This is a genomic window from Longimicrobium sp. (genome assembly GCF_036554565.1).
Classification (GTDB): Bacteria; Gemmatimonadota; Gemmatimonadetes; order Longimicrobiales; family Longimicrobiaceae; genus Longimicrobium.
In genome coordinates this window covers 1-4,546 of record NZ_DATBNB010000155.1, presented here as the reverse complement: position 1 = coordinate 4,546, position 4,546 = coordinate 1, and the positions used below count along the sequence as shown (strand labels likewise).

Annotated in this window: 7 protein-coding genes; 1 reads left to right on the top strand and 6 read right to left on the bottom strand. The window is 71.6% G+C overall.

What is annotated here, in order from left to right; all coding sequences use genetic code 11:
- Positions 1-96: 96 nt before the first annotated feature.
- The 6 genes from VIB55_RS04190 to VIB55_RS04165 form a co-directional block, all read right to left on the bottom strand.
- Positions 97-255, bottom strand: a complete 159-nt coding sequence (locus tag VIB55_RS04190; protein WP_331875414.1) for a hypothetical protein — start codon at positions 253-255, stop codon at positions 97-99.
- A gap of 4 nt (positions 256-259) precedes the next feature.
- A complete protein-coding gene (locus VIB55_RS04185) occupies positions 260-949 on the bottom strand; it encodes a PHP domain-containing protein (RefSeq protein ID WP_331875413.1) in 690 nt (229 codons plus the stop codon).
- Positions 942-1,553 carry a dephospho-CoA kinase gene (coaE, locus tag VIB55_RS04180; RefSeq protein WP_331875412.1) on the bottom strand — a complete coding sequence of 204 codons (612 nt, stop codon included), beginning with the start codon at positions 1,551-1,553 and terminating at the stop codon, positions 942-944. The genes VIB55_RS04185 and coaE overlap by 8 nt, the downstream gene beginning before the upstream one ends.
- Positions 1,554-1,617: 64 nt before the next feature.
- Positions 1,618-1,998, bottom strand: coding sequence for a hypothetical protein (locus VIB55_RS04175; RefSeq protein WP_331875411.1), 381 nt, complete (start codon positions 1,996-1,998; stop codon positions 1,618-1,620).
- A gap of 28 nt (positions 1,999-2,026) precedes the next feature.
- On the bottom strand, positions 2,027-2,992 hold the full coding sequence (locus VIB55_RS04170) for an MBL fold metallo-hydrolase (protein ID WP_331875410.1): 966 nt from the start codon (positions 2,990-2,992) through the stop codon (positions 2,027-2,029).
- Positions 2,993-3,349: 357 nt separating this feature from the next.
- The gene (locus VIB55_RS04165) at positions 3,350-3,526 is read right to left on the bottom strand and encodes a hypothetical protein (RefSeq protein ID WP_331875409.1); all 177 of its coding nucleotides are present in this window, start codon (positions 3,524-3,526) and stop codon (positions 3,350-3,352) included.
- Positions 3,527-3,601: 75 nt separating this feature from the next.
- On the opposite strand from VIB55_RS04165, the gene VIB55_RS04160 reads away from it, so the two are divergent.
- Positions 3,602-4,546, top strand: a 945-nt coding sequence (locus VIB55_RS04160; RefSeq protein ID WP_331875408.1) for a CPBP family intramembrane glutamic endopeptidase, incomplete at its 3' end; no start/stop codon positions are given.

Genomic DNA, 4,546 nt, shown 5'->3' with positions numbered 1-4,546 from the left:
CTCGACTGCCTACGGGCAAGCAGCTGCCGTCCGGGCACAATCAGCGACGCGAGGCCGTCCTGGCCTCGCGTCGAAGGTGCGGGATGCGGAGGGGCCTCAGCCGCCGGTGCGTGGGCCATTCTTGCCGGTGACATCCACCTTCGCGGTGTCGGCCATGGGCTCGATCTCGTTGCCCTCGGGGTCGCCCGTGTGCGTCTCGGGCTCCCCGCCGCACGCGGCCAGGGCAAAGGCCAGCAGCAGGATCAGTTTCTTCATCCTCTTACTCCGGTTCGTTGGGCGTCCGCCCGCGGAAGAGCAGTTTGTGCGCCCGCGCGTACACGGACTGCGCCGCGACTACGCGCGGTGACGTTCCGCGGCAGGCCACGCGTCCCTCCCGGAGCGCCGCCAGGAAGCCCTCCCGCGTCATCTCGAATGGCGGCACCTCCACGTACGCCGTGCCGATCTCCCCCGCGGAGTGCGCGTCGCTCCCCGCCCCCAGCGGCTTGCCGCGCGCGCGCGCCCACGCCTCACCGCGCTCGTTGACCCCGGCGCCCCAGCTGCGCGCGTTGTGCGCCTCCACGACGTCCACCAGGTCGGCGACGGCGTCCAGGTGCTCGCCCCCGCCCCGCCGGCGCACGTCGAACGGGTGCGGAGCATACACCAGCCCGCCCTGCGCGCGGATGATCTCGCACGCCTCGCGAAGCGGCGTGTTGCGGGGGATGCGCTCGGAAAGGAAGATGCCGATGATGTCCGGCCCCTCGCGCGTGCGCACCTCTTCGCCCGCGATCACTCGGTCCGGGGCGCGGTCGCGCAGGCGCAGCGCCGTGTTCAGCTCGTCGTGGTCGGTGATGACCACGCGGTGGATGCCGCGCCGGTCCATCGCGGCCAGGATGCCGTCAGGGTCGTTCAGCGAGTCGTACGAGGCGCGCGTGTGCACGTGCATGTCCACGCGCAGCCATCCCTCAGCCACTCGCGCCAGCCCGGGCGACCAGCGCCGCCCACACGTCCTTCGCGCGCCGCTGCAGGTCGCCCAGCGAGCGCGTGTTCTCGATCACCACGTCGGCGCGCGCCCGCTTGAGCTCCGCCGGCATCTGCGCCGCCATCATCTTGCGCGCCTCGTCGGGCTCCAGCCCGCGGTCGCCCACCAGCCGCATCAGCCGCGTCTCTTCCGGCGCGTCCACCAGCACCACCACGTCGAACTCGTCCGCCATCCCCACCTCGAACAGCAGGGGAACGTCGGCCACCACCAGCCGCTCGCCACGATCCGCGGCGTCCCGGAAATGCTCGTCACGTAGCGCGGCGACGGCGGGATGGACGATGCTTTCCAGCCGCGCGCGGGCGTCGGGGTCGGCAAAGACAATCTGCCGGAGCGCGGCGCGATCCAGCGTGCCGCCCTCCTCCAGCACCCACGTGCCCCACTCGGCTGCGATGGCGGCGTGCGCGGGGGTGCCGGGCTCCACCGCCTGCCGTGAGAGCTCGTCGGCGTCGACCACCGTGGCGCCCAGCTCCCGCCACGCGCGGGCAACGGTAGACTTGCCTGCGGCGATGTTTCCCGTCAGCCCGACTTTCAGCATGATCGTCCGTGTCTCAAACGGCTCGGTGCGGCGTGCGTGCCGCGGTTCCGTGGCGCGGGAAGGGTCAGGTTCGCGGACGGGGGGCCGGCTCCGAGACGATGTCATCGGCGGTGCCACGCACCCGGTCGCGGCCGCTGGACCCCACCTGGTACGTGCGCCGGCTGACCGTCAGAAAGTACGGCTGCCCCCACGAGTCCACCGCCGACTCGCCCCCTTCGAGCTTGCTGACGAACGCGTGAAAGTCCCTGGGCCGGGGCAGCTCTCCGCCAGCGGAGATTTCCTGCGCCGTGAGCCGCTGGAGGTCGTGCACGCGGTTGCGGGTGTTCCACTCATACACCGGGTTCAGCGCCGGCTCCATGTACCCAGACGCGCGGTCGCGCAGCGGCTTCACCAGCACCACGGCAGCCACCACGAGCAGCAGGATCCAGAACAGCTTGGACGTCATCCGTCTCCAGTCCGTCGATGTGGGCGGGTCATCGCACCGTGAAGCGCGCAGCGCCGAATGCTTCTTCCGCCACCGCCGCGCGCCCGGCGGCGGCGAGCCGGTCCAGGTGCGCCAGGGTTTCGCGCAGGGCCAGCATGCGCGTAGAAACGCTCATCTCACGCCCGGGATAGCGCAGGTCCACCAAATGCCAGCAGGTGCGCGGCTCCGCGTTCAGCAGCCCCGCCACGGTCTCGGTTTCGCCGTTCGCCGCGTCGCGCAGCTCGCGGATGCGGCGGACCCCCTCCTGCGGAGCGCCGTGGCCCGGCAGCACGAGGGAGGGCGGCAGCGCCTCCAGGCGGTCCAGCGCGTTCACGTAGTCCGCCACCGGGTCTTCCCGCTGCCGGTTCACGCCCAGGGTGGGGGTGATGCGCGGCAGCACCACGTCGCCCCCGATCACCACGCCGTCCGCCGGCCGATGCAGCGAAACGTGCCCCGCCGTATGTCCCGGCGTCCACAGCCAGCGCCAGCCCGGCGCACCGGGCAGGTCGCCCCCGTCGCCCGCCAGCGGAAGGTCCACATGCACGGCGGGCGCCAGCGGCTCGGCCGACCGGCGCGCGTCCTCCACCGCGCGCACCACCTCGCCGGGCGCGCCGCACCGCCGCAGCAGCGCGGCGCGGTACTCCGCCTCGTCCTCCGGCTCCGCGGCGGCGTGGGCCATCCGCTCGGCGTCCAGCTGCCCCATCAGCACCGGCGCGCCACACGCGTCGCGCACCCGGGCGGCCAGACCCACGTGGTCCATGTGCATGTGGGTGATCACGTGCAGCGCCACCGAGGGCCATCCACCCGCCACCGCCCGCACACCCGCATCCAGCGCCTGCCACGCCGGTTCCGTGTTCAAGCCGCCGTCCACCAGCACCAGGCGCCCATCGTCCAGCGCGGCCACGTAGGCGTGCACCTCCGATGGCCGAAACGGAAGGGGCGTGGTGATGCGCCAGACGCGAGGGGCTACGGACAAGGCAGGCCCGTCGTGGGCCGCGAGGTGTGATATCGGGCCGATGATGCGCTCCGTGCGTGGCGTGCGGCGAAGGGGTGTATCCGGGAAATATGCAGGCGAACGCCGTGGAGGCAAGCAAACGCTTGGGGCAGACGGGGAGGAGCCGGGAACACGACGGGTGTAGCGGGTCGGGCGGAGCGATGGATTTATGTCGGATGGGAACTCCCGGGAGAGGCGAGGACCGGCACGTCCACGGCGCCGTCCGCGGGTGGTTCGCGAACTCGGCTGGGCCTTGTCCGGACCGCGGGCGGCACTAGTTTCCCGCGGAGGATGGGGGAACGATCGAGGCCCGGCGGGAAGGCCGGGCCTCAGCGCGGGTCAGTCGCCGCCGCCGACGGTGCCGCCGCAGTCGGGGCAGAGCGACATGATGCAGGTGATCCCGCCGCAGTTGGTGAAGCCACTATGCGCCACAACGGTGCCCTGCTCCGCGTCATCGTCAGCGATGGCGAAGGTCTGCACGTCCAGCGACTCGATCTCCAGCTTCAGCTTCTTCATGGGTACGATACTCCACGTAGAGAGGGGAACATCCGGGGGCCACGGAAGGCAGCGAGAATCATGCCCCCCTCTCGGATGACGACGAATCCTGCAACGTCGCACCCGCCCCGCGATCAGCGTCCCGTGCGCGCGCTGGCCTTGTACCTGGCGGCGGTGTTCATTGGCGGCGCGCTCCTGGCGCCGTGGCTGTACTGGGCGGTGCACGCGCTGGCGGAATCGGTTCCCGTGCTGGAAAAAATTTCGCGGATGAAGTTCTCGCGTTACCTGAACCGCGGGCTGCTGATCACGGCGCTCGCCGGGCTGCCCGTCTTCATCCGCGCGGCGGGCATCCGGAGTTGGCGCGACGTAGGCGTCGCACCGGGGCTCGTGCGGTGGACGGGCTTCGCCGCGGGATTCGGGCTGGGGTTCACCTCGCTCGCCGCCGTCTGCGCCATCGCGCTGCTGGCGGGCGGCCGCATCCTGAAGGACCGCACGCCGGGCGAGCTCGCCGCGCAGTTCCTGGGCGTGCTGGCGACGGCGCTGATCGTGGCCCTCATCGAGGAGCTGCTCTTCCGCGGCGCCATCTTCGGCAGCCTGCGCCGGGCGATGCGCTGGCCCGCGGCGCTCGCGGTCAGCAGCGGCATCTACGCCATCACCCATTTCATGGAGCGGGCGGCCAACCCGGCGAAGGTCGACTGGCTCTCCGGGATCCGCATTCTCCCCACCACCCTGGCGGGGATGACGGAGGTGCGGACGCTGGTGCCCGCGGTGCTCAGCCTGGCGCTGGCGGGAACCATCCTGGGGCTGGCGTACCAGTGGACGGGCGACCTGTCGGCTTCCATCGGCATCCACGCGGGATGGATCTTCTGGCTGAAATTCTACGGCTTCGCCACACGGCGGTCGCCCGGGGCGGACGAGTGGTTCTGGGGAACGGGCAAGGTGGTGGACGGATGGATGGCGCTCGTCGCGCTGGTGGTGGTGCTGGCGGCCGTGCTCCTGTGGGTGGGCCGGGATCATCCGCGCCCAGTTACCGTGCAGACG

What these genes read in the sequence shown, in the direction of transcription:
- VIB55_RS04190 (WP_331875414.1), bottom strand. Translation starts at nt 255, where the DNA reads ATGAAGAAACTGATCCTGCTGCTGGCCTTTGCCCTGGCCGCGTGCGGC.
- coaE (WP_331875412.1), bottom strand. Translation starts at nt 1,553, where the DNA reads ATGCTGAAAGTCGGGCTGACGGGAAACATCGCCGCAGGCAAGTCTACC.
- VIB55_RS04175 (WP_331875411.1), bottom strand. Translation starts at nt 1,998, where the DNA reads ATGACGTCCAAGCTGTTCTGGATCCTGCTGCTCGTGGTGGCTGCCGTG.
- VIB55_RS04165 (WP_331875409.1), bottom strand. Translation starts at nt 3,526, where the DNA reads ATGAAGAAGCTGAAGCTGGAGATCGAGTCGCTGGACGTGCAGACCTTC.